We start from the raw sequence: 24,080 nt of genomic DNA, 5'->3' as shown, positions 1-24,080 counted from the left end.
CAGCTGCACCCAGTCACCGGAGGGCCCATGAGCTACGTAATCGACCGACGCCTGAACGGCAAGAACAAGAGCACGGTCAACCGCCAGCGTTTCCTGCGGCGGTACCGTGACCACATCAAGAAAGCCGTCGAAGAGGCCGTGAGCCGCCGCTCCATCATGGACATGGAGCACGGCGAACAGATCAGCATCCCGGGCCGCGATATCGACGAGCCGGTGCTGCACCATGGTCGTGGCGGCAAGCAGACCATCGTCCACCCGGGCAACAAGGAATTCACCGCTGGCGAACACATTGCACGCCCCCAGGGCGGCGGCGGTGGCGGCGGCCGTGGCAAGGCCGGTAACTCCGGCGACGGCATGGACGACTTCGTCTTCCAGATCACCCAGGAAGAATTCCTCGAATTCATGTTCGAGGACCTCGAGCTACCCAACCTGGTGAAACGCCACCTCACCGGCGCCGACACCTTCAAGACGGTGCGGGCGGGCATCGCCAACGAGGGCAACCCGTCGCGCATCAATATCGTGCGCACCTTGCGCTCGGCCCACGCCAGGCGCATCGCCCTGACCGGCAGCAGCCGCGGCCTGCTGCGCGAAGCGCAAAAAGAGCTGGCGCGGTTGAAGGTCGAGGAGCCCGACAACTTCACCGACATTCAAGCGGTAGAGGCGGAAATCGATCGGCTGAAGGCACGCATCAACCGCCTGCCCTTCCTCGATACCTTCGACCTCAAGTACAACCTGCTGGTCAAACAGCCCAACCCCAGCTCCAAGGCGGTGATGTTCTGCCTGATGGACGTTTCCGGGTCCATGACCCAGGCCACCAAGGACATCGCCAAGCGCTTCTTCATCCTCCTGTACTTGTTCCTCAAGCGTAATTACGACCGCATCGAGGTGGTGTTCATCCGCCACCACACCAGTGCCCGCGAGGTTGACGAGGAAGAGTTCTTCTATTCCCGGGAAACCGGCGGCACCATCGTTTCCAGCGCGCTCAAGATGATGCAGGAGATCATGAGCGAGCGTTACCCTGCCAGTGACTGGAACATCTATGCCGCCCAGGCCTCGGACGGCGACAACTGGAACGACGACTCGCCGATCTGTCGCGACATCCTGACCAAGCAGATCATGCCGCATGTGCAGTACTACACTTACGTCGAGATCACCCCCCGCGAGCATCAGGCGCTGTGGTACGAATACGAGCGCATCGGCGAAGCGTTCCCCGACACCTTTGCCCAGCAACAGTTGGTATCGGCCGGCGACATCTACCCGGTCTTCCGTGAACTCTTCCAGCGCAGGTTAGCCACATGACCGCCAGAGCACAGAGACGCCAACCCATTTCCACTGGCTCCGAATGGACCTTCGAGCTGATCCAGACCTACGACCGGGAAATCAGCCGCCTGGCCGAGCGCTACGCCCTGGACACCTACCCCAACCAGATCGAAGTCATCACTGCCGAACAGATGATGGACGCCTACGCCTCGGTCGGCATGCCCCTGGGTTACCACCACTGGTCCTATGGCAAGCAGTTCCTTAGCACCGAAAAATCCTACAGCCGCGGGCAGATGGGCCTGGCCTACGAAATCGTCATCAACTCCGACCCCTGCATCGCCTACCTGATGGAGGAAAACACCATCTGCATGCAGGCCCTGGTGATCGCCCACGCGTGCTATGGGCATAACAGCTTCTTCAAGGGTAATTACCTGTTCCGTACCTGGACCGACGCCAGCTCGATCATCGACTACCTGGTGTTCGCCAAGCAGTACATCGCCCAGTGTGAGGAGCGCCATGGCATCGATGCGGTCGAGGACCTGATCGACTCCTGCCACGCCCTGATGAACTACGGCGTGGACCGCTACAAGCGGCCCTACCCGATTTCTGCAGAAGAAGAACGCCGCCGCCAGAAGGATCGCGAGGAGCACCTGCAACGGCAGATCAACGACCTCTGGCGCACCATTCCCAAGGGGGCCGAGAAAGGCAGCGAGAAGGATGGCGCCCGCTTCCCCGCCGAGCCACAGGAAAACATCCTGTACTTCATCGAGAAACACGCCCCGCTGCTGGAGCCCTGGCAGCGCGAAGTGGTGCGCATCGTGCGCAAGATCGCCCAGTACTTCTATCCGCAACGCCAAACCCAGGTAATGAACGAAGGTTGGGCGACGTTCTGGCACTACACCCTGATGAATGACCTGTACGACGAAGGGCTGGTCACCGACGGCTTCATGATGGAGTTCCTGCAGTCGCACACCAGCGTGGTGTTCCAACCGGGCTTCGACAGCCCCTACTACAGCGGCATCAACCCCTACGCCTTGGGGTTCGCCATGTACACCGACATTCGCCGCATGTGCGAGCACCCTACAGAGGAAGATCGCCGCTGGTTCCCCGAAATTGCCGGCAGTGACTGGCTCTCTACCGTGAAGTTCGCCATGAGCAGCTTCAAGGACGAAAGCTTCATCCTGCAATACCTGTCACCCAAGGTGATCCGCGACCTCAAGCTGTTCAGCATTCTCGACGATGACCAACGCGACGACCTGCTGGTACCGGCCATCCACGACGAAGCCGGTTACCGCGTCATTCGCGAGCAACTGGCTGCGCAGTACAACCTGGGCAACCGCGAACCCAACGTGCAGATCTGGAGCATCGACCGCCGCGGCGACCGCTCGCTGACCCTGCGCCACCAACAGCACAATCGCAAACCACTGGGTGACTCCACCGAAGAGGTGCTCAAGCACCTGCATCGCCTGTGGGGCTTCGATATTCACCTGGAAACCGTTCAAGGCGAACAGGTGATGAAAACCCACCACATGCCGCCCCGCGGCGAACATGGCGAGGCCGGCGACTACGGCCGCATGGACCTCGCCGTGATCCATCACCTCTGAGGCCCACGCCTTCCATGCTGCCGACAGGGTATTCTGTCGGCAGTAATGGAGGCTCCACATGCAAATCTACAAAGTCGGCGGCGCAGTACGCGACCGCCTGCTCGGCCGTCCGGTCAGCGATATTGACTGGCTGGTGGTCGGCGCCACTGTCGAACAGATGCAGGCCCAGGGCTTTCGCCCAGTCGGCGCCGATTTCCCGGTGTTCATCCACCCCACTAGCGGCGAGGAATACGCCCTGGCCCGCACCGAGCGCAAGAGCGGCCGCGGCTACGGCGGGTTCACCTTCCATGCCAGCCCCGAAGTCACGCTGGAAGAAGACCTGATCCGCCGCGACCTCACCATCAACGCCATGGCCGAAGACGAGCACGGCGCTCTGTGCGACCCCTACGGCGGCAAGGCCGACCTCGAACAACGCGTGCTACGCCATGTTTCCCCGGCATTCGCCGAAGACCCCCTGCGTGTGCTGCGCGTTGCCCGCTTCGCCGCACGCTATGCGCCACTGGGCTTTCATGTGGCCGAAGAAACGCTGGCGTTGATGCGCCAGATCAGCGCCTCGGGGGAGCTGCTGGCGTTGACCGCTGAACGTAGCTGGAAAGAAATAGAGCGCGCGCTGATGGAAGATCAACCACAGGTGTTCATCCAGGTACTTCGCGACTGCGACGCACTGCAGGCACTGATGCCCGAACTGGATGCGCTGTTCAGCACGTCGCAAGACGCGGGGGCCCCTCCCCTGGCGGCACTGGAACAGGCTGCCCGGCACCATCAGCCACTGCATGTCCGCTGGGCCTGCCTGCTGCTCGGCCTGCACGACCTCAAGGCAATAAAGGCACTCAACCAGCGCTTCAAGGCCCCACGGGAATGCCAGGAGATGGCCCTGTTGGCAGGTGAGTTCAAGGAGCAGAGCCATCGCGCCCAGGCTCTACAGCCTGTGCAGTTGCTCGAACTGCTGCAAAAATTCGACATCTATCGTCGGCCACAGCGTTTCGAAGACTTCATCGCCGTCTGCGAGATGCACAGCCAGGGCCACGCTTATCCACAGGCAGGCTATCTGCGTGGCGCAGCAGCGGCAGCGAGGGCCGTGGACGTGCAGCCACTGGTGGCACGCGGGCTGGGAGGCCAAGCACTGGGCGAGGCCCTGAAGGCAGAGCGCCTGCTGGCGCTGGAGGCGTATCGACAAGGCAGCGCGTGAGCCGCGCAGCAGCGCACCGGTATTGCGCTAGATCGGCGTCAGTTGCAGCCCACGCCACTCGAACGGGACCGGCGCCAACACCTGCTCGATATTGGCCTCCTGCCACAGTTGCGCAATCGGCTTGCCTTCGCCCGGGTGTACCAGGCTGGGTGCCAACAGTGACAGAGGCCAGAGCACGAACGCATTCTTCAGGATCTCGGCCCTTGGCAGCACCAGGCCGTTGAACGTGCCATTCAGGTCGTCATACATCAACACATCGATGTCCAGCGGCAGGCCTTTGCGTTCTGGCGCGTAGCGACCGTTTTCGGCCTCGATGAACTTCAGTCGGCGGTCCAGCTCCAGCAGCGGCAAATCGGTCTGTCCAGTGACCACCAGGTTGTAGAACGGACCACTCTTGATGCCTACCGCCTGACTCTCGAACACCGCTGAGCAACGCATGTCGCTGAGCAGGCTGGCCAGCGCGTCGAGCCCGGCGCACAGGTATTTCTCGCGCTCGATATTGCTGCCCAGGCCCAGGTAAACCGTACTCAAAGACATCCGCGCTCGATCTCCACGCCCACACCACCACGCGCCTCTGGCACTGCACCTGGCTTGGTCAGTTTCAAACGCATCCAGGGTATGCCGAAGTCCGCCATCAATTTCGCCACCAGCCGCTCGGCGAACGTTTCCACCAGCTCGAAGCGCGAGTCCTTGGCAAAGGCCAGGATGTGGGCCGTGACCGTGGCGTAGTCCAGTGCAAGGCTCAAATCGTCACCTGCGGCCGCCGGGCGGTTATCCCAGGCGAAACTCAGGTCCAGGCGCAGGCACTGGCAGATATTTCGCTCCCAGTCATAGGCGCCGATGACGGTCTCGACTTCCAGGCCTTCGATGAACACTCTGTCCAAGCACTTCTCTCCACAGCACGACAAGGGCGACGGGCGCCGTTAGAATCAGGGCATCCTCGCCCGGAATAGTTCGCATGTTTTGGTTACTGGCGATGCTCGCCTACCTGCTCGGGTCCGTGTCCTTCGCAATCGTGCTGAGCCGCCTCAGTGGCAGCCCCGACCCGCGCTCCAGCGGTTCGGGTAATGCTGGCGCGACCAACATGCTACGCCTGGCGGGCCGCAAGCTGGCGATCCTGACCTTGCTGGGCGACCTGTGCAAGGGCTTGCTGCCGGTGCTGCTGGCCAGCCTGGCTGGCCTCAGCCTGCAAGAGCAAGCCTGGGTCGGCCTGTGCGCAGTAATCGGCCACCTGTTTCCGCTGTACTTCCACTTCCAGGGTGGCAAAGGTGTCGCAACCGCCGCCGGCATGCTCATGGGGCTGTACTTTCCGGCGGCACTGCTGGCCATTGGCGCGTGGCTGCTGACCTTCTACCTCACCCGTACCAGCTCCTTGGCGGCACTGATCGCCACCCCGCTGACGCTGCCATTGCTGGCCTGGCGCGAGCCGGCAGCGTTGCTGCCGATGACAGCCCTCACGCTGTTGATCGTCTGGCGACATCGCCGCAATCTACGCGACCTGTTTGCCGGACGCGAAAGACATTTCTGATTCTTGCAGGCGAAACACCTTCAACTTCACAGCGGTGGCAACTGCTCCATCGGCCAACGTGCCTGCACGCTGATCGCCAGGTCCTGCTTCTGTCCAGCCAGCAGGCGCTGGCACCCGGCATAGGCGATCATCGCGCCATTGTCGGTACAGAACTTCGGCCTTGCGTAATAAACGTTGCCATTGATGCTTGCGAGCATGTCTTCCAGGGACGCGCGCAGCGCCTTGTTGGCACTCACGCCACCGGCGATGACCAGGCGCTTGAGGCCGGTCTGCTTGAGGGCACGCTTGCACTTGATGGTCAAAGTCTCCACCACTGCCTGCTGGAATGCCAGGGACAGGTCGCAACGGGTTTGCTCGTTGTCGTCCCCGGCATCGCGACGCTGCTGCCAGGTGTTCAGGGCGAAGGTCTTCAGGCCGCTGAAGCTGAACTCAAGGCCTGGGCGATCGGTCATCGGCCGCGGGAACACGAAACGCCCCGGCACGCCCTGTTCAGCCAGGCGCGCGATCTCCGGGCCACCAGGGTAGTTGAGGCCGATCAGCTTGGCAGTCTTGTCGAAGGCCTCGCCAGCAGCGTCATCCAGGCTTTCGCCGAGCAACTGGTACTGGCCGATGCCATCGACCCGCACCAGCTGGGTGTGACCACCGGAAACCAGCAAGGCGACGAACGGAAACTCCGGTGGCCGCTCTTCCAGCATGGGCGCCAACAAGTGGCCTTCCATATGGTGCACGCCGATTGCCGGAACATCCCAGGCGAACGCCAGCGCCTGGGCGCAGGATGCGCCTACCAGCAGCGCGCCCACCAGGCCTGGGCCGGCGGTGTAGGCAATGGCGTCGATATCGCCGGCAACACAGCCGGCTTCATCCAGCACTTCGCGGATCAACGGCAGCATGCGCTTGACGTGATCGCGCGAGGCGAGCTCGGGCACCACACCGCCGTAGACGCGGTGCAGGTCGATCTGGCTGAACAGCGCATCGGCCAACAGGCCGCGCTCGCTGTCATATAATGCGACGCCAGTTTCGTCGCAGGATGTTTCCAATCCCAGTACTAGCATGGGTCCGTGCCTTGTGGAGGCTGAATTCGAAGCCGCGCATGATAGTCCCCGTGCCGAGTGCCGACCAGCGGTTTTCGATCAGAGGCTTTGCATTCCGGCGAGCTAAGGGTTAACATCCGCAACCCTTGAAAACCGACGTTCTCCAGCACACCTTATGTTTTGCCAGGAGCACGTCTACCCCGGTAATGAATTAAGGTAGCCCTGGATGCCAGCCGTCAAAGTTAAAGAGAACGAACCCTTCGACGTAGCTCTGCGTCGTTTCAAGCGCTCCTGCGAAAAAGCCGGTGTACTGGCTGAAGTTCGTAGCCGCGAGTTTTACGAGAAGCCGACCGCCGAGCGCAAGCGCAAAGCAGCTGCCGCTGTAAAGCGTCACGCCAAGAAAGTTCAGCGCGAACAGCGCCGCGCCGTTCGCCTGTACTAATTACAGGCGTTCTACGCAAAGCTTCTGCCCCGCCCGGCCTTGTGCCGGGCAGATGGCAGCGGTCGCTTCAAACCCTTGGCCATGCGCCTGGGGCGCCCCGGCAAAAGCCATGGGCAAGCTGCAACACTGCGTCAGAACTGGTCTTTGACCAGACGTGCACGTCTTCTCTGACGAGCCCTTCGCGGCTGCTGACGAGCACACCTTCTTCGCCACACCCTCGCGCAACAACTTCCCTCTCCACACTCGCACACGAGCGTTTAGACTTGCCAGTTGCCAGATGACGAGGCTGCCATGGCCGGGCTGATTCCCCAGAATTTCATCGATGACCTGCTCAACCGCACCGACATTGTCGACGTGGTGAGTTCGCGCATCCAGCTGAAAAAGGCCGGCAAGAACCATTCGGCCTGCTGCCCGTTCCACAAGGAGAAGACGCCGTCCTTTACCGTCAGCCCCGACAAGCAGTTCTACTACTGCTTCGGCTGCGGCGCCGGCGGCAACGCCCTGGGCTTCATCATGGACCACGACAACCTGGACTTCCCCCAGGCAGTCGAGGAACTGGCCCGCGCAGCCGGCATGGAAGTACCCCGCGAGGAAGGCCGACGCGGACAAAAGCCGCGCCAGCCCACCGATTCACCGCTGTACCCGCTGCTGGAAGCAGCAGCTGAATTCTACCGCCAGGCGCTGCGCAGCCACCCGACCCGTAAAGCGGCAGTGGAGTATCTCAAGGGCCGCGGCCTGTCCGGCGAAATCGCCAGGGACTTCGGCCTGGGCTTCGCACCACCGGGCTGGGACAACCTGTTCAAGCACCTGGGCGCCGACACCCTGCAACAGAAGGTAATGATCGACGCCGGCCTGCTGATCGAGAACGCCGAGAGCGGCAAGCGTTACGACCGCTTCCGCGACCGGGTGATGTTCCCCATCCGCGACAGCCGTGGCCGGGTCATCGCCTTCGGTGGCCGGGTGCTGGGCGACGACAAGCCCAAGTACCTGAACTCACCGGAAACCCCGGTATTCCACAAAGGCCAGGAACTCTACGGCCTGTTCGAAGCGCGCAAAAACAACCGTAACCTCGACGAGATCATCGTGGTCGAGGGCTACATGGACGTGATCGCCCTGGCCCAGCAGGGCTTGCGCAATGCCGTGGCGACCCTGGGCACGGCCACCAGCGAAGAACACCTCAAGCGCCTGTTCCGCGTGGTGCCCAGCGTCTTGTTCTGCTTCGATGGCGACCAGGCGGGCCGCAAGGCCGCATGGCGTGCCCTTGAGGCCACCCTGTCGAACCTGCAGGACGGCCGCCGCGCGCGTTTTTTGTTCCTGCCCGAAGGCGAAGACCCGGACACCCTGGTACGTGCCGAGGGCACCGATGCCTTCCAGGCCCGCATCAACCAGCATGCGCAGCCCCTGGCCGACTACTTCTTCGAGCAGCTTGGCAACGAGGCAGACCCACGCTCGCTGGAAGGCAAGGCGCACATGGCGACCCTGGCGGCACCGCTGATCGAGAAGGTCCCCGGCGCCAACCTGCGTCAACTGATGCGCAATCGGCTGCGGGAAATTACCGGGCTCGACCCGCAGCAGATGGAGCAATTGGCCCAGCAGGCGCCAGCGCCCAGCGTGCCGGACTACGACCCCGGCCTGGACTACGACGCCCTGGCCAGCTACACGCCCGACTACAGCGAACAAAGCTACGACTACGCCCCTGCTCAGCAAGAGCAACGACCATGGACGCCAAACAAGGGTGGGGGCAAGAAACAGTGGGACGGCAAGCCGTGGGACAAGAAAGGCGGCAAGCCCTGGCAGCGCGATGGCCAGCGCGGCGAGGCGCCGCCGCGGGTTCCGGCACCGGTAGAGCCACCGACCCTCTCGGCCTTGCGCACGCTGCTGCACCATCCGCTGCTGGCCGGCAAGGTGGATGACGCCAGCCACTTTGCCGACGAAGAACACGTCTACAGCCAGTTGCTGGTCGCGCTGATCGAAGCCGTGCAGAAGAATCCTCAGCTAAGCTCCATGCAGTTGATCGCACGCTGGCATGGCACCGACCAAGGCCGCCTGCTGCGGGCCCTGGCAGAGAAGGAATGGCTGATCGATGCCGATAACCTTGAACAACAGTTTTTCGACACTATAACTAGCTTGTCCGCTCGCCAGCGCGAGCGCAGCCTGGAACATCTGATGCGCAAAGCACGTCAAAGTGAATTGAGCACAGAGGAGAAATCTCAGCTACTTGCCCTGCTGAGTCGCAATGTTCCCGCACAAAACCCGACCTCATCTGGCGCGTGAGGTCCATGCTCGGGTATAATCCTCGGCTTGTTTTTTGCCCGCCAAGACCTTCAGTGGATAGGGTGTTATGTCCGGAAAAGCGCAACAGCAATCTCGTATCAAAGAGTTGATCACCCGCGGTCGTGAGCAGGGCTACCTGACTTACGCGGAGGTCAACGACCACCTGCCTGAGGATATTTCAGATCTGTGCCGGGGTGGTCGGTACGCACACCTGAATGTTGTGCTCGGCGCACAGCTGCAGGTAGCGCTCCAGACGCGCCGAGGAGTGCTCGGGGCCCTGGCCTTCGTAGCCGTGCGGCAGCAGCATGGTCAGGCCGCACAGACGACCCCACTTGTGCTCGCCACTGGTGATGAACTGGTCGATCACCACTTGCGCGCCGTTGGCGAAGTCGCCGAACTGGGCTTCCCAGATCACCAGCGCGTTCGGCGTGGTGGTGGAGTAGCCGTATTCGAAGGCCAGTACCGCTTCTTCCGAGAGGAAGGAGTCGTACAGGTCGAAGCGCGGCTGGCCCGGGAACAGGTTCTGCAGCGGCACGTAGGTGCTGGCGTCCTTCTGGTTGTGCAGCACCGCGTGACGGTGCGAGAAGGTGCCACGGCCGATGTCCTGGCCGGTCATGCGGATCGGGTGACCTTCGAACTGCAGGGTGGCGTAGGCCATGGTCTCTGCATAACCCCAGTTGATCGGCAAGCCACCGGCCTGCATCTTCTGGCGGTCTTCGTAGATCTTCGAGACCTGGCGCTGGACCACGAAGCCTTCCGGCAGCTCGAGCAGCTTGGCCGACAGGTCTTGCAGGGTCTTGAGGTCGAAGCGGGTGTCGTGACGCGCAGTCCAGGCGTGGCCCAGGTACGGACGCCAGTCGACGAACAGCTCGCGGTTCGGCTCCTTGACCAGGCTCTTGACCACGTGCAGGCCGTTGTCCAGGGCGTTGCGGTATTCGTCGACCTTGGACTGTGCGCCCTCGGCGTCGATACGACCGGCCTGGATCAGCGACTCGGCGTACAGCTCACGGGTGGTGCGCTGTTTCGAGATCTGCTGGTACATCAATGGCTGGGTGCCGTTCGGCTCGTCGGCCTCGTTGTGGCCGCGACGACGGTAGCAGACCAGGTCGATGACCACGTCACGCTTGAACTGCATGCGGTAGTCGATGGCCAGCTGGGTGACGAACAGCACCGCTTCCGGGTCATCGCCGTTCACGTGCAGGATCGGCGCCTGGATCATCTTGGCAACGTCGGTGGCGTACTCGGTGGAGCGCGCGTCCAGCGGGTTGCTGATGGTGAAGCCAACCTGGTTGTTGATCACGATGTGCACGGTACCGCCGGTCTTGAACCCGCGGGTCTGCGACATCTGGAAGGTTTCCATGACCACACCCTGGCCGGCGAATGCTGCGTCGCCGTGGATGGAGATCGGCAGAACCTTGTCACCCACGGTGTCGTTGCGACGGTCCTGACGGGCGCGCACCGAACCTTCTACCACTGGCGAGACGATTTCCAGGTGGGAGGGGTTGAACGCCATGGCCAGGTGAACTTCGCCACCGGTGGTCATCACGTTGCTGGAGAAGCCCTGGTGATACTTCACGTCACCGGAGCCCAGCTCGTTCATCTTCTTGCCTTCGAACTCGTCGAACAGCTCGCGCGGGTTCTTGCCGAAGGTGTTGACCAGCACGTTCAGACGGCCGCGGTGGGCCATGCCGATCACGACTTCCTTGGTGCCGTAGGAGCCGGAACGCTTGTCTTCCTCCAGCATCGGGATCAGGCTCTCGCCACCTTCCAGGCCGAAGCGCTTGGTGCCCGGGTACTTGGTGCCCAGGTACTTCTCCAGGCCCTCGCCCGCGGTCACGCGCTCGAGCAGGTGGGTTTGCACGTCGACGGAGAAATCAGGACGACCACGGACGCTTTCCAGGCGCTGCTGGAACCAGCTGCGCTGCTCGGAATCGACGATGTGGGTGAACTCGGCGCCGATGGTGCGACAATATGTCTTCTGCAGCGCTTCAAAGATTTCGCGTAGGCTCGCTTCCTCTTTGCCGATGAACAGGTCGCCGGCACGGAAGGTCGTATCAAGGTCGGCATTGGTCAAGCCGTAGTGATTGATCGACAGGTCTACAGGCGCAGGGCGCTGCCACAACCCCAACGGGTCGAGCGTGGCAGCCTGATGGCCGCGCATCCGATAGGCCTGGATCAGTCGCAGAACTTCAACCTGCTTCTTCTCGTGTTCACTGCTCACGCTCCCGGCGGAAACCGGTTGGGCGCGGCGCTGGTTCTTTGCCAGCAGTACGAAATGGTCGCGGATTGTAGAGTGCGATACATCGGTAGCGGTGCTGCCGTCGGCGGGCAACTTCTGGAAGTAAGTGCGCCACTCTTCTGGCACAGCGTTAGGGTCGTGCAGGTAAAGCTCGTAGAGCTCTTCCACATATGCAGCGTTACCACCTGAAAGGTGGGCGCTTTCCCACATGCGCTGCATCACGCTTTCTTGCATGCTTGGTCACCCTCGTTCGGGGACGGATCGGCAAGCGCCTCAGCACAGGTGGAAAGCCCGAAAACAGCGACTGACCACGCCACCGAGGATCCTGCAGATTTTCCGGGTACCAGCCCGGAAGCCCCTGCTGGTCTCATATCTTCATAGGTAATGAGCGCGGGCTTTTTGGGCCCTTGCTCGGGTTTACCGCAGTGCGGGCACACCACCCGCACCTCGGCTTGTTGCAGGTACAGCGTTTTGAATCAGGTGCCGCTTTGCAGCAGCATGTTACGTACATGGCCGATTGCCTTGGTCGGGTTCAGACCCTTAGGGCAAACGTTCACGCAGTTCATGATCCCGCGGCAGCGGAATACGCTGAACGGGTCATCCAGGGACGCCAGGCGCTCCTGAGTCTTGGTGTCGCGGCTGTCGGCCAGGAAACGGTAGGCCTGCAGCAGAGCGGCGGGGCCCAGGAACTTGTCCGGGTTCCACCAGAACGATGGGCAGGAGGTCGAGCAGCAAGCGCACAGGATGCACTCGTACAGACCGTCCAGCTTGTCGCGATCTTCCGGCGACTGCAGACGCTCGATGGCCGGAGCCGGCGTATCGTTCTGCAGGAACGGCTTCACCTTCTCGTACTGCTTGTAGAAGATGCTCATATCGACGACCAGGTCACGGATTACCGGCAAACCTGGCAGTGGACGCAGCACCAGCTTGTTGCCCTTGACCACGCCCGACAGCGGGGTGATGCAGGCTAGGCCGTTCTTGCCGTTCATGTTCATGCCGTCGGAACCGCACACGCCTTCACGGCAGGAGCGACGGTACGAGAAGCCCTCGTCCTTTTCCTTGATCAGCGCCAGTACGTCCAGAACCATCAGGTCCTTGCCACCGGTATCGACGTCGAACGACTCCATCTTGGGCGCCGAGTCGGTATCCGGGTTGTAACGATAAACTTCGACTTTCAACATAGCAGCCACCCTTAGTAAGTCCGGACTTTTGGTTCGAAGGCAGGAACTGTCTTCGGCGCAAAGTTGACGCCGCGCTTGGCGACGCGCTTCTCACCCGGGTAGTACAGGGTGTGGCACAGCCAGTTTTCGTCGTCACGGTCTTCGAAGTCTTCACGGGCGTGAGCGCCGCGGGACTCTTTACGGGCTTCGGCCGCAATGGCGGTAGCTTCAGCGACTTCCAGCAGGTTCTGCAGCTCCAGCGCTTCGATACGTGCGGTGTTGAAGGCCTGGGACTTGTCGTTGATCTTGACGTTGGCGATGCGGTCACGCAGGCCTGCCAGTTGCTCGATACCCTTCTGCATGTATTCGCCGGTACGGAATACACCGAAGTAGTTCTGCATGCAGCTTTGCAGTTCGCGCTTGAGGCTTGCCACGTCTTCGCCGCTGGTACGCTCGTTGAGCTTGTTCAGGCGGTTCAGGGCAACGTCGACATCGGTGTCGCTCGCGTCGCGGTATTCGACGCCATCGCTCAGGGCCTTTTCCAGGTGCAGGCCGGCGGCGCGACCGAAGACCACCAGGTCGAGCAGCGAGTTGCCGCCCAGGCGGTTGGCACCGTGAACCGATACGCACGCCACTTCACCTACGGCAAACAGACCAGGAATGATGTGGTCCTTGCCGTCGGCGTCCATGGTGATGGCCTGGCCATGGATGTTGGTGGCAACGCCGCCCATCATGTAGTGGCAGGTCGGAACGACCGGAACCGGCGCGACCACCGGGTCGACGTGGGCGAAGGTCTTGGACAGCTCGCAGATACCTGGCAGGCGGCTGTGCAGCACTTCCTCGCCCAGGTGGTCCAGCTTCAGCAGTACGTGGTCCTTGTTCGGACCCACGCCGTTGCCGGCGATGATTTCCTTGACCATGGAACGGGCGACCACGTCGCGGCCTGCCAGGTCCTTCGCGTTCGGCGCGTAACGCTCCATGAAGCGCTCGCCGTGGGCGTTGATCAGGTAGCCACCTTCACCACGGCAACCTTCGGTCACCAGCACACCGGCGCCGGCGATGCCGGTCGGGTGGAACTGCCACATCTCGATGTCCTGCACCGGCACGCCTGCACGCAGGGCCATGCCGATACCGTCGCCGGTGTTGATCAGGGCGTTGGTGGTGGAGGCGTAGATACGACCGGCACCGCCAGTGGCCAGAACGGTGGCCTTGGACTTGATGTACATGGTCTCGCCGGTTTCGATGCAGATCGCGATCACACCGACGAACGCGCCATCCTGGTTCTTCACCAGGTCGACGGCGTAGTACTCATTGAGGAAGGTGGTGCCCGCCTTCAGGTTGCCCTGGTAGAGGGTGTGCAGCAGGGCGTGGCCGGTACGGTCGGACGCCGCGCAGGTACGCGCAGCCTGGCCGCCCTTGCCGAAGTCCTTGGACTGGCCACCGAACGGACGCTGGTAGATACGGCCGGTTTCGGTACGCGAGAACGGCAGGCCCATGTGGTCCAGCTCGAAGACCGCAGCCGGGCCTTCCTGGCACATGTATTCGATAGCGTCCTGGTCACCGATGTAGTCGGAGCCCTTGACGGTGTCGTACATGTGCCAGCGCCAGTCGTCGTTCGGGTCGGCCGAAGCGATGGCGCAGGTGATGCCGCCCTGGGCGGAAACAGTGTGCGAGCGGGTCGGGAAGACCTTGGTGACTACTGCGGTCTTGTGGCCGCCTTGAGCCAGCTGCAGTGCGGCACGCATGCCTGCACCGCCGCCACCGATGATGATGGCGTCGAAGGAAATCGTTGGAATGTTAGCCATGAATCAGATACCCCAGAGAATCTGCACACCCCAGACGAAGTAAGCGAACATCGCAACGCCGCATACAGCCTGGAACAGGAAACGGATCGCAGTCGCCGACTTGCCGAACGACATCGGCGTCAGGTAGTCGGTGGCGATGGTCCACATGCCGACCCAGGCGTGAGCGCCCAGGGCAACGAGGGCCAGCAGACTGAAGATCCGCATCGCGTTATTGGAGAACAGGGCGTGCCACTGGGCGTAGTCGATGCCCGGGTTCACCACGAGGTAGCCAATCAGGAAAATGAAGTAAGCCGCGAGAACGACCGCAGAAACGCGCTGCGCCATCCAATCATAGAGGCCCGAACGCGACAGGTTCGTGACATTGGTTACCATACCCAAACTCCCGCCAGAACGATCACCACCACGGAGATGACGATCACGATTTTCGAGCCCAGCTTGCCGCCTTCCAGCGTCTCACCGATGCCCATGTCCATGATCAAGTGGCGCACACCGGCCACCAGGTGATACAGCAAGGCGGACAGCAGGCCCCAGATCACGAATTTGGCCAGCGGGCTGGTCAGGCACGCTTTGACCTCGCTAAACCCCTCTTCCGAACCCAGCGACTTGCCCAGTGCATAGAGCATGATAGCCAGACCGACGAACAGGATGACGCCGGAGATACGGTGAAGAATGGAGGTATAAGCGGTGATCGGGAGTTTGATGGTCCTTAGGTCTAGGTTTACAGGTCGTTGGCTTTTCACGGCTTTTTTCACACTGAAGAGCCCCTAGCGAACAGGGCAAGGTTGTTGGTTAGTGTACTGGTCAGGTACCCACCACCCGGGAACGGCGACCCCCAGCAGTTCGGGCTTGCAAGCCCCTGGCGGTCGGCTGCCGAGTATAGACAGTTAGGCTGCTTATGACAACGTGAAGGGCTCGCCCAAATAGCGCATTGCCTTTAGCGAACAAAAGGCGTAAACGGCCGGAAAATTCACGGAAAACCGGGGCTTGCAGAGGGTTTCAAGCAGCCTTTAGGCAAATTGACATTCGAATTTATCCCTCTATAGTGGTGCGGGCCCTGCGTGGGGGGTCTGTCTGATGATTTCAAGCATTAATAGGAGGCCACATGGCTGACAAAAAAGCGCAGTTGGTCATCGAGGGCAATGCCCCCGTAGAGCTGCCCATTTTAACCGGCACCGTTGGTCCCGATGTAATCGACGTCCGCGGGTTGGGGGCTACCGGTCACTTCACCTTCGACCCCGGCTTCATGGCGACCGCCTCGTGCGAGTCGAAGATCACCTACATTGATGGCGACAAGGGTGTACTGCTGCACCGCGGCTACCCGATCGAACAGCTCGCCGAAAAATCGGACTACCTCGAAACCTGCTACCTGCTGCTCAACGGCGAACTGCCGAATGCCGAGCAGAAGGCCCAGTTCGTCAGCACCGTGAAGAACCACACCATGGTCCACGAGCAGCTGAAGTCCTTCTTCAACGGCTTCCGCCGCGACGCTCACCCGATGGCGGTGATGTGCGGTGTGGTCGGCGCCCTGTCGGCGTTCTACCACGACTCCCTGGACATCAATAACCCGCAGCACCGCGAAATCTCCGCAGTGCGCCTGGTCGCTAAAATGCCGACCCTGGCCGCGATGGTTTACAAGTACTCCATGGGCCAGCCGATGATGTACCCGCGCAACGACCTGTCGTACGCGGAGAACTTCCTGCACATGATGTTCAACACCCCGTGCGAGATCAAACCGATCAGCCCGGTACTGGCCAAGGCAATGGACCTGCAAGAGTTCATCGATTCCACCACCCCCCTGATTCCGGTGCACGATGAAGACCGCGAGACCCAGCCAACCCTGGGCTTCCAGCGGGTGCTTCAGCGTGCCGTGTTCCATGTACAGAGTTCCGGCAAGCGCGAAGTGACCGGCGCCAACGTGCTGGTGGCGATCTTCAGCGAGCAGGAAAGCCAGGCTGTGTTCCTGCTCAAGCAGCAGAGCGTGGCCCGTATCGATGTGGTCAACTACATCGCCCATGGTATTTCCAAGGTGCCGGGCCATGGCCCGCACGGCGAGAACGACCAGGACATGCAGGACGAGGAGGGTGGCGAAGCGTCCTCCTCGAGCAACCCGCTGGATGCTTATGCCAGCAACCTGAACGAGCTGGCCCGCGCGGGGCGTATCGACCCGCTGGTCGGGCGCGAGCAGGAAGTCGAGCGCGTTGCGCAAATCCTCGCGCGCCGTCGCAAGAACAACCCGCTGCTGGTGGGTGAAGCGGGTGTCGGCAAGACCGCCATCGCCGAAGGCCTGGCCAAGCGCATCGTCGATGGGCAGGTGCCGGACTTGCTGGCCCAGAGTGTGGTCTACTCCCTCGACCTCGGCGCGCTGCTGGCGGGCACCAAGTACCGCGGCGACTTCGAGAAGCGTTTCAAGGCGCTGCTCGGCGAGCTGAAGAAGCGTCCGCAGGCGATCCTGTTCATCGACGAAATCCACACCATCATCGGTGCCGGTGCGGCTTCCGGTGGTGTCATGGATGCCTCCAACCTGCTCAAGCCATTGCTGTCTTCCGGTGACATTCGCTGCATCGGCTCCACCACCTTCCAGGAGTTCCGCGGCATCTTCGAGAAGGATCGCGCGTTGGCGCGGCGCTTCCAGAAGGTCGATGTTTCCGAGCCTTCAGTGGAGGATACCGTCGGTATCCTGCGTGGGCTGAAGGGCCGTTTCGAGAGCCATCACAACATCGAGTACAGCGATGAAGCCTTGCGCGCTGCCGCTGAGCTGGCTGCGCGCTATATCAATGACCGGCACATGCCTGACAAGGCCATTGATGTGATCGACGAGGCGGGCGCCTATCAGCGCCTGCAGCCGGAGGCCAATCGCGTCAAGCGCATCGATGTGCCGCAGGTCGAGGACATCGTTGCCAAGATCGCGCGTATTCCGCCTAAACACGTCACCAGTTCCGACAAGGAGCTGCTGCGTAACCTGGAGCGCGACCTGAAGCTGACCGTATTCGGCCAGGATCAGGCAATCGATTCGCTGGCTACGGCCATCAAGCTGTCCCGTGCAGGCCTCAAGGCGCCGGACAAGCCGGTCGGCTCGTTCCTCTTCGCTGGCCCCACCGGGGTGGGCAAGACCGAGGCGGCGCGGCAGTTGGCCAAGGCGCTGGGTGTGGAGCTTGTGCGCTTCGACATGTCCGAGTACATGGAGCGGCACACGGTCTCGCGCCTGATCGGTGCGCCTCCGGGCTACGTTGGGTTCGACCAGGGTGGCTTGTTGACAGAGGCCATCACCAAGCAGCCGCACTGCGTGTTGCTGCTCGATGAAATCGAGAAGGCCCATCCGGAAGTCTTCAACCTGCTGTTGCAGGTCATGGACCACGGTACCCTGACCGACAACAACGGGCGCAAGGCCGACTTCCGCAACGTGATCCTGATCATGACCACCAACGCCGGCGCTGAAACCGCCGCGCGGGCCTCGATCGGCTTCACCCAGCAGGATCACGCCTCGGATGCCATGGAAGTGATTCGCAAGAGCTTCACGCCGGAGTTCCGCAACCGCCTGGACACCATCATCCAGTTCGGCCGCCTGAGCCACGAAACCATCAAGAGTATCGTCGACAAGTTCCTCATCGAACTGCAGGCCCAGCTGGAAGACAAGCGTGTACTGCTGGAAGTCAGCGATGCCGCACGCGGCTGGCTGGCGACCTCGGGCTACGATGTGCAGATGGGCGCGCGGCCGATGGCGCGGCTGATCCAGGACAAGATCAAGCGGCCGTTGGCCGAAGAGATCCTGTTCGGGGAGCTGTCCGAGCACGGTGGCGTGGTGCATGTCGATTTGCGCGATGGCGAGCTGGTGTTCGACTTCGAGACTACGGCAGAGGTGGCTTGAACAAACAGGGCCGCGTTTGCGGCCCTTGTTGTCTTTGTGCATCACATAAAAAAGCCCGGCACATTGGCCGGGCTTTTTTATGGCTTGAGCTTAGCGCGCACGGTAGGTGATGCGGCCCTTGCTCAGGTCGTAGGGCGTCAGTTCGACGCGGACCTTGTCGCCAGTGAGAATACGGATGTAGTTCTTGCGCATCTTGCCGGAGATGTGCGCGGTAACGACGTGCCCGTTTTCCAACTCCACGCGGAACATGGTGTTGGGCAGGGTGTCGACGACAGTGCCTTCCATTTCGAAGCTGTCTTCTTTCGACATGCAGTAAAGCCCTCGGTATCCAGTGATGACCCGACGCGCGACTGCACCGGGCAAAAAAAGTGGCGTGGATTATGCCTGAAAATTGTGTTTCAAGCCAATGCTTTCAGTTGAGGCTGACCCAGCGCTGGTTGATCAGCAATTCGATGGGGCGGTACTGGGTCTTGTAGTTCATCTTCTTGCAGTTCTTGATCCAGTAACCGAGGTAGACAGCGTCGAGGTTCTGGCGCAGGGCTTCGGTAATCTGCCAGAGAATGGCGTAGCGACCGAGGCTGCGGCGCTCCTCGTCGGGCTCGTAGAAGGTATAGACCGCCGACAGGCCGTTGGGCAGCAGGTCACACACCGCGACGGCCAGCAAGCGGCCTTCGAGGCGGAACTCGTAGAACCAGCAGAACGGCAGGTCGCGCACCAGGAAGGTGGAGAATTGGTCGCGACTGGGGGGGTACATGTCGCCATCGGCGTGGCGCAGCTCGATATAGCGGCGGTACAGCTCGAAGTATTCTTCCTTGAACGCCGGGCGCACGGCGCTGACGGCGATGTCGGCATTGCGCTTGAGGATGCGCCGTTGCTGGCGGTTGGGGATGAAGCGCGCGGCGGGGATGCGTGCAGGCACGCAAGCATTGCAGTTCTGGCAGTGGGGGCGGTACAGGTGGTCGCCGCTGCGGCGAAAACCCATTTCCGACAGGTCGGCATACACGTGCACGTCCATCGGCTGGCTAGGGTCGAGGAACAGTGTGGTCGCCTGCTCGTCCGGCAGGTAGCTGCAGGAGTGGGGCTGAGTGGCATAGAACTTCAACCGCGCCAGCTCTGTCATGATCAACCCCTCGGTGAGACTTTGTCTTAAGTGTAAGCCAGCTCCAGAAACTCGCCTAGCGAACCCAGGTGACGTCGCAAGAGGTGTCGAGGTGACGGGTCAGGTACTCGGCAAAGCGTTCGCGGCTGATGGCGCGGGCACCGAAACTGTGCAGGTGCTGGGTTGGCATCTGGCAGTCGATCAGCTCGAACCCGGCTTGTTGCAGGTGCTGCACCAGCGTTACGAAGCCGACCTTGGAGGCGTTGTCGGCGCGGCTGAACATCGACTCGCCAAAGAACAGGCGGCCCATGGCCAGGCCATAGAGGCCGCCGACCAGCTCGCCGTCTTCACGCACCTCCACCGAGTGGGCGATGCCGCGACGGTGCAGTTCGCAGTAGGCGTTGCGCATGCTGTCGGTGATCCAGGTGCCGTCGGCGTAGTCGCGCGGTGCGGCGCAGGCGGCGATCACGGCTTCGAAGTCGGTGTCGAAACTCACATGGTAGCGGCCTTGGCGCATCAGCTTGGCCAGGGAGCGCGAGACGTGCAACTCTTGGGGGAACAGCACGGTGCGCGGGTCGGGCGACCACCACAGGATCGGCTGGCCATCCTGATACCAGGGAAAGCAGCCGTGTCGATAGGCCTGTACCAGGCGATCGGCGCTCAGGTCGCCACCCGCAGCCAGCAGACCGTTGGGGTCGTGCAAGGCTTTTTCCAGGGGCGGGAAGGTCAGTGAGTCGCGGGTCAGCCAGGTGAGCATGGTCTTCGTGCGGTGGGGGAGGGGAGAGGGCAGCATGGCGCGCGGGGGAGCGCAGGTCAACGCCTGGCCTTGTGTGGCAGGGCTTGGCGTGCCGAGGCTAAGCTCGCTCTGACGACAGATACTGCGTGGCCTGACTGCTAATAAGGCAATTTCCTACACATTCATTAACCATCCGGCACCAACCCGGACATTTGCTGTCATACCTGTGCAAAAATACAGCATAAGCCTTTGTCACAGAACAAAATGCATGCTCAAATTGCACCCATGGAAATCGCTCCTCCGTTCATACGCCATGCGGCGTACCGCCATGGCGGCAGGTGGGCAGTAATGTTAAAAGTAGTGGTTCGCCAGTCGGCGATTGGCCTGGGCCCTATTTAACGCGCAGCGAGCGCAGGAATAGACGCGTTTTGAAGAAATCCACCGCAACCCCGACCCCCTTGCCCGTGCCGTTGTGGCGCCAGCAACTGCATTATCGCCTCAAGGAAGGCGCGCTGATCGCCGTCGGTGCGCTGTGCCTGTACCTGTGGATGGCGCTGCTGACCTACGACAAGGAAGACCCCAGCTTCAGCCACACCAGCAATATTGACCAGGTGCAGAACGCCGCCGGTCGTGCCGGTGCCTATTTCGCCGACATCCTGTTCATGGTGCTCGGCTACTTCGCCTATATCTTCCCGTTGCTGCTGGCGATCAAGACTTGGCAGATCTTCCGCGAACGCCACCAGCCCTGGCAGTGGAGCGGCTGGCTGTTCTCCTGGCGGCTGATCGGCCTGGTGTTCCTGGTGTTGTCGGGTGCGGCCCTGGCGCACATCCACTTCCACCCGCCAGAGACCTTGCCGTTCTCGGCCGGTGGCGCTCTGGGCGAGAGCCTTGGCGACCTGGCGCGCAACCTGTTGAACGTGCAGGGCAGCACGCTGATGTTCATTGCCTTGTTCCTGTTCGGCCTGACCGTATTCACCGACCTGTCCTGGTTCAAGGTGATGGACCTCACCGGCAAGATCACCCTCGACCTGGTCGAGCTGGTGCAGGGTGCGGCCAACCGCTGGTGGGAGGCACGCAACGAGCGCAAGCGCCTGGTAGCGCAACTGCGCGAGGTGGACGAGCAGGTCGATGAAGTGGTCGCCCCGGTGGTGGTGGACAAACGCGAGCAGGTCAAGGCCCGCGAGCGCATCATCGAGCGCGACGAAGCGCTGACCAAGCACGTGGTGCAACGCGAAACGCAACCGGCCCCGGTGATCATGCCCACGCCGGTGAAGGCGCCTGAGCCCAGCAAGCGGGTGATGAAGGAAAAGCAGGCGCCGCTGTTCGTCGACAGCGCCGTGGAGGGCACGCTGCCGTCCATTTCCATTCTTGACCCGGCCGAACAGAAGAAGATCGAGTATTCCCCCGAATCCCTGGCCGGTGTCGGCCACTTGCTGGAAATCAAGCTCAAGGAGTTCGGCGTCGAGGTGGCGGTAGACTCGATCCACCCAGGCCCTGTGATCACCCGCTACGAGATCCAGCCTGCGGCAGGGGTCAAGGTCAGCCGTATCGCCAACCTGGCCAAGGACCTGGCGCGTTCGCTGGCGGTGACCAGCGTGCGCGTGGTGGAAGTGATTCCCGGCAAGACCACCGTGGGCATCGAGATTCCCAACGAGAACCGCCAGATGGTGCGCTTCTCCGAGGTGCTGTCCTCGTCCCAGTACGACGAAGCCAAGTCGCCGGTCGCCCTGGCCCTGGGTCACGACATCGGCGGCAAGCCGGTGATCACCGACCTGGCCAAGATGCCCCACCTGCTGGTAGCCGGTACTACCGGTTCCGGTAAGTCGGTGGGGGTGAACGCGATGATCCTGTCGATCCTCTTCAAGTCCGGCCCTGAAGACGCGCGGCTGATCATGATCGACCCGAAGATGCTCGAGCTGTCGATCTACGAAGGCATCCCGCACCTGCTGTGCCCGGTGGTCACTGACATGAAGGACGCCGCCAACGCCCTGCGTTGGAGCGTTGCGGAAATGGAGCGGCGCTACAAGCTCATGGCCGCCATGGGCGTGCGTAACCTGGCGGGCTTCAACCGCAAGATCAAGGACGCCCAGGAGGCCGGCGAGGTCATCCACGACCCGCTGTACCGCCGCGAGAGCATGGAAGACGAGCCGCCGGTGCTGAAGACCCTGCCGACCATCGTGGTGGTGGTCGACGAATTCGCCGACATGATGATGATCGTCGGCAAGAAGGTCGAAGAGCTGATCGCCCGTATCGCCCAGAAGGCGCGGGCGGCGGGTATCCACCTGATTCTCGCTACCCAGCGCCCCTCGGTAGATGTGATCACCGGCCTGATCAAGGCCAACATCCCGACCCGCATGGCGTTCCAGGTGTCGAGCAAGATCGACTCGCGGACCATCATCGACCAGGGCGGCGCCGAGCAGTTGCTCGGCCACGGTGACATGCTCTACATGCCACCGGGCACCAGCTTGCCGATCCGTGTACACGGCGCATTCGTCTCCGATGACGAAGTGCACCGCGTGGTGGAAGCCTGGAAGCTGCGTGGCGCGCCGGACTACAACGACGACATCCTCAATGGCGTCGAGGAGGCCGGCAGTGGCTTCGAGGGCGGCGGTGGCGGCGGTGGTGACGGCGACGATGCGGAAACCGATGCACTGTACGACGAAGCCGTACAGTTCGTGCTGGAGAGCCGCCGCGCCTCGATTTCGGCAGTGCAGCGCAAGCTCAAGATCGGCTACAACCGGGCTGCCCGCATGATCGAGGCGATGGAAATGGCCGGTGTGGTCACCCCGATGAACAGCAACGGTTCGCGCGAAGTGATTGCCCCCGGCGGCCCGCGCGATTGATGAAACTCCTGCTGGGCGCCAACGGCGGCGCCCGGCTTCTCTACGTTCGATGAGGATTCCCATGCGCGCGATTCGCATGCTGTTGGTTTCTGCCCTGGCTGCGGCCAGCCTGTCTGCCCATGCCGGCGAGCAGGATGTCCAGCGCCTGACCCAATTGCTGGAAAAATCCCAGACCATCACCGCCCGCTTCTCCCAGCTGACCCTGGATGCCGGTGGCACCAGCCTGCAGGAGACCAGCGGCGAGATGGCGGTCAAGCGCCCAGGCCTGTTCTACTGGCACACCGACGCGCCGCAGGAGCAGGTGGTGGTGTCCGATGGCCAGAAGGTCACCCTGTGGGACCCGGACCTGGAGCAGGCCACCGTCAAGAAGCTCGACGAGCGCCTGAGCCAGACCCCGGCGTTGCTGCTGTCCGGTGACGTATCGAAAATCAGCCAGAGCTTCGACATCGTCTCCAAGGAGCAGGGGGAAGTCATGGACTTCACCCTCAAGCCCAAGACCAAGGACACCCTGTTCGACTCGCTACGCGTGTCGTTCCGCCGCGGCCTGATCAATGACATGCAACTGATCGACGGCGTTGGCCAGCGCACGAACATCCTGTTCAACGGGGTCAAGGCCAACGAGCCGATCGCCCAGAGCAAGTTCCAGTTCAAGATCCCGGAAGGCGCTGACGTCATCCAGGAGTAACGAGAGGCACCATGGACCTGTTTCGAAGCGAACCTGTTGCCCAGCCATTGGCCGCACGCCTGCGTCCGTCCAACCTGGACGAGTACGTCGGCCAGGAGCACCTGCTGGCCCGCGGCAAGCCGCTGCGTGAGGCGCTGGAGCAGGGCGCGCTGCATTCGATGATCTTCTGGGGGCCGCCCGGGGTGGGCAAGACCACCCTGGCGCGGCTGCTGGCGCAGTTCTGCGATGCCCACTTCGAAACGGTGTCGGCGGTGCTGGCCGGGGTCTTCCCCCCTCGCACAACGCTGACAGGCCCCCGCCCCACTCCCAGGATTCGTTCG

19 protein-coding genes and 4 pseudogenes are annotated in these 24,080 nt (G+C 62.1%); 12 read left to right on the top strand and 11 right to left on the bottom strand.

Going from position 1 to position 24,080, the window contains the following annotated elements; all coding sequences use genetic code 11:
• Positions 1–27 precede the first annotated feature (27 nt).
• From ACQKPE_RS09515 to ACQKPE_RS09505, 3 genes are read left to right on the top strand one after another with little or no spacing between them, the layout of a single operon-like run.
• On the top strand, positions 28–1,299 hold the full coding sequence (locus ACQKPE_RS09515; protein WP_427665228.1) for a YeaH/YhbH family protein: 1,272 nt from the start codon (positions 28–30) through the stop codon (positions 1,297–1,299).
• The gene (locus tag ACQKPE_RS09510; protein WP_427665226.1) at positions 1,296–2,864 is read left to right on the top strand and encodes a SpoVR family protein; all 1,569 of its coding nucleotides are present in this window, start codon (positions 1,296–1,298) and stop codon (positions 2,862–2,864) included. Before ACQKPE_RS09515 ends, ACQKPE_RS09510 begins: the two co-directional genes overlap by 4 nt.
• A 58-nt stretch (positions 2,865–2,922) precedes the next feature.
• On the top strand, positions 2,923–4,053 hold the full coding sequence (locus ACQKPE_RS09505; RefSeq protein ID WP_427665224.1) for a multifunctional CCA addition/repair protein: 1,131 nt from the start codon (positions 2,923–2,925) through the stop codon (positions 4,051–4,053).
• Between the two features lie 27 nt (positions 4,054–4,080).
• Here ACQKPE_RS09505 and folK read toward each other — a convergent pair whose 3' ends face one another.
• Together folK and folB are read right to left on the bottom strand one after the other, a co-directional pair.
• The gene (gene folK / locus ACQKPE_RS09500; RefSeq protein ID WP_427665222.1) at positions 4,081–4,590 is read right to left on the bottom strand and encodes a 2-amino-4-hydroxy-6-hydroxymethyldihydropteridine diphosphokinase; all 510 of its coding nucleotides are present in this window, start codon (positions 4,588–4,590) and stop codon (positions 4,081–4,083) included.
• Positions 4,581–4,937: a dihydroneopterin aldolase gene (folB, locus tag ACQKPE_RS09495; RefSeq protein ID WP_427665221.1), complete on the bottom strand. Its 357-nt coding sequence runs from the start codon at positions 4,935–4,937 to the stop codon at positions 4,581–4,583. The genes folK and folB overlap by 10 nt, the downstream gene beginning before the upstream one ends.
• Before the next feature lie 74 nt (positions 4,938–5,011).
• On the opposite strand from folB, the gene plsY reads away from it, so the two are divergent.
• Complete coding sequence (gene plsY / locus ACQKPE_RS09490) at positions 5,012–5,581, top strand: glycerol-3-phosphate 1-O-acyltransferase PlsY (protein ID WP_427665219.1); 570 nt, start codon at positions 5,012–5,014, stop codon at positions 5,579–5,581.
• A 26-nt stretch (positions 5,582–5,607) separates the two neighbouring features.
• On the opposite strand, the gene tsaD is transcribed toward plsY, so the two are convergent.
• Positions 5,608–6,633: a tRNA (adenosine(37)-N6)-threonylcarbamoyltransferase complex transferase subunit TsaD gene (tsaD, locus tag ACQKPE_RS09485; protein ID WP_427665217.1), complete on the bottom strand. Its 1,026-nt coding sequence runs from the start codon at positions 6,631–6,633 to the stop codon at positions 5,608–5,610.
• 205 nt (positions 6,634–6,838) lie between these two features.
• Between tsaD and rpsU the strand changes: the two genes are divergently transcribed.
• The 3 genes and pseudogenes from rpsU to ACQKPE_RS09470 all read left to right on the top strand — a co-directional run.
• On the top strand, positions 6,839–7,054 hold the full coding sequence (rpsU, locus tag ACQKPE_RS09480) for a 30S ribosomal protein S21 (RefSeq protein ID WP_003255575.1): 216 nt from the start codon (positions 6,839–6,841) through the stop codon (positions 7,052–7,054).
• 291 nt (positions 7,055–7,345) lie between these two features.
• Complete coding sequence (dnaG, locus tag ACQKPE_RS09475) at positions 7,346–9,328, top strand: DNA primase (RefSeq protein ID WP_427665215.1); 1,983 nt, start codon at positions 7,346–7,348, stop codon at positions 9,326–9,328.
• 67 nt (positions 9,329–9,395) lie between these two features.
• Positions 9,396–9,512: pseudogene (locus tag ACQKPE_RS09470) on the top strand (RNA polymerase sigma factor region1.1 domain-containing protein); the annotation flags it as partial.
• Here ACQKPE_RS09470 and ACQKPE_RS09465 read toward each other — a convergent pair.
• The 5 genes and pseudogenes from ACQKPE_RS09465 to sdhC form a co-directional block, all read right to left on the bottom strand.
• Positions 9,510–11,801: pseudogene (locus tag ACQKPE_RS09465) on the bottom strand (2-oxoglutarate dehydrogenase E1 component); the annotation flags it as partial. The pseudogenes ACQKPE_RS09470 and ACQKPE_RS09465 sit on opposite strands and share 3 nt — an antisense overlap.
• Positions 11,802–12,043: 242 nt before the next feature.
• On the bottom strand, positions 12,044–12,748 hold the full coding sequence (locus tag ACQKPE_RS09460; protein ID WP_012315348.1) for a succinate dehydrogenase iron-sulfur subunit: 705 nt from the start codon (positions 12,746–12,748) through the stop codon (positions 12,044–12,046).
• An 11-nt stretch (positions 12,749–12,759) separates the two neighbouring features.
• Entirely contained in the window at positions 12,760–14,532 is a 1,773-nt protein-coding gene (gene sdhA / locus ACQKPE_RS09455) for a succinate dehydrogenase flavoprotein subunit (RefSeq protein WP_275639268.1), read from the bottom strand.
• Between the two features lie 3 nt (positions 14,533–14,535).
• Complete coding sequence (gene sdhD, locus ACQKPE_RS09450; RefSeq protein ID WP_375100948.1) at positions 14,536–14,904, bottom strand: succinate dehydrogenase, hydrophobic membrane anchor protein; 369 nt, start codon at positions 14,902–14,904, stop codon at positions 14,536–14,538.
• On the bottom strand, positions 14,898–15,284 hold the full coding sequence (gene sdhC, locus ACQKPE_RS09445; RefSeq protein WP_427665213.1) for a succinate dehydrogenase, cytochrome b556 subunit: 387 nt from the start codon (positions 15,282–15,284) through the stop codon (positions 14,898–14,900). The genes sdhD and sdhC overlap by 7 nt, the downstream gene beginning before the upstream one ends.
• A gap of 350 nt (positions 15,285–15,634) precedes the next feature.
• On the opposite strand from sdhC, the pseudogene ACQKPE_RS09440 reads away from it, so the two are divergent.
• Positions 15,635–16,297: pseudogene (locus ACQKPE_RS09440) on the top strand (citrate/2-methylcitrate synthase); the annotation flags it as partial.
• Positions 16,295–18,397: pseudogene (clpA, locus tag ACQKPE_RS09435) on the top strand (ATP-dependent Clp protease ATP-binding subunit ClpA); the annotation flags it as partial. The pseudogenes ACQKPE_RS09440 and clpA, both read left to right, overlap by 3 nt.
• A gap of 90 nt (positions 18,398–18,487) precedes the next feature.
• Here clpA and infA read toward each other — a convergent pair.
• The 3 genes from infA to aat all read right to left on the bottom strand — a co-directional run bounded on the left by infA (position 18,488) and on the right by aat (position 20,253).
• Positions 18,488–18,706 carry a translation initiation factor IF-1 gene (gene infA / locus ACQKPE_RS09430; protein ID WP_002553999.1) on the bottom strand — a complete coding sequence of 73 codons (219 nt, stop codon included), beginning with the start codon at positions 18,704–18,706 and terminating at the stop codon, positions 18,488–18,490.
• A 103-nt stretch (positions 18,707–18,809) separates the two neighbouring features.
• On the bottom strand, positions 18,810–19,517 hold the full coding sequence (locus tag ACQKPE_RS09425) for an arginyltransferase (RefSeq protein WP_427665211.1): 708 nt from the start codon (positions 19,515–19,517) through the stop codon (positions 18,810–18,812).
• A gap of 55 nt (positions 19,518–19,572) precedes the next feature.
• The gene (gene aat, locus ACQKPE_RS09420; protein ID WP_427665209.1) at positions 19,573–20,253 is read right to left on the bottom strand and encodes a leucyl/phenylalanyl-tRNA--protein transferase; all 681 of its coding nucleotides are present in this window, start codon (positions 20,251–20,253) and stop codon (positions 19,573–19,575) included.
• 407 nt (positions 20,254–20,660) lie between these two features.
• Between aat and ftsK the strand changes: the two genes are divergently transcribed.
• From ftsK to ACQKPE_RS09405, 3 genes are all read left to right on the top strand, one after another.
• The gene (ftsK, locus tag ACQKPE_RS09415; RefSeq protein ID WP_427665207.1) at positions 20,661–23,075 is read left to right on the top strand and encodes a DNA translocase FtsK; all 2,415 of its coding nucleotides are present in this window, start codon (positions 20,661–20,663) and stop codon (positions 23,073–23,075) included.
• A gap of 61 nt (positions 23,076–23,136) precedes the next feature.
• A complete protein-coding gene (gene lolA, locus ACQKPE_RS09410) occupies positions 23,137–23,760 on the top strand; it encodes an outer membrane lipoprotein chaperone LolA (protein WP_427665206.1) in 624 nt (207 codons plus the stop codon).
• An 11-nt stretch (positions 23,761–23,771) separates the two neighbouring features.
• Positions 23,772–24,080: AAA family ATPase (locus ACQKPE_RS09405; protein ID WP_427665204.1), on the top strand; the 309-nt coding region annotated here is incomplete at its 3' end.

It is taken from the genome of Pseudomonas sp. NPDC089554, from assembly GCF_050280645.1.
In the GTDB taxonomy this organism is placed as follows: Bacteria; Pseudomonadota; Gammaproteobacteria; order Pseudomonadales; family Pseudomonadaceae; genus Aquipseudomonas.
The sequence above is the reverse complement of the archived record's forward strand: the minus strand, read 5'-3'. Positions and strand labels throughout refer to the sequence as shown.